Source organism: Pseudomonas sp. 2822-17 (genome assembly GCF_002742485.1).
In the GTDB taxonomy this organism is placed as follows: domain Bacteria; phylum Pseudomonadota; class Gammaproteobacteria; order Pseudomonadales; family Pseudomonadaceae; genus Aquipseudomonas; species Aquipseudomonas cyclaminis.
Window position 1 is genome coordinate 1 of sequence record NZ_LJRZ01000491.1, and the last position, 275, is coordinate 275.

Genomic DNA, 275 nt, shown 5'->3' on the forward strand with positions numbered 1-275 from the left:
ACGTTACCTTCTTGGTGTATGGATAAAGGAAAATACAAAAATGCGAGCAATTCCAACTGCTATGTTAATTGTAAATGTTCTAGGTGCACTCGGATTAGGAGTGTTTTTAGGCTTTGTCTATGGTGAGGTGCCTCTGAATGCATATGATCAAAGACCTTTTCTCATTATTGGTATTAGCTTTTTTGGTGCTTTTACGACATTTTCAACGTTTAGTGTGGAGGCAATTACCTTATTTAAAAAAAGAAAATGGATACCTTTTATTACATATTTAGTCT

General features: G+C 34.2%; 1 protein-coding gene. It reads left to right on the forward strand.

Annotated features, from left to right (window positions below):
* Nucleotides 1-275, forward strand: a 275-nt coding sequence (locus AOA60_RS18360; RefSeq protein ID WP_099585640.1) for a CrcB family protein, incomplete at both ends; no start/stop codon positions are given.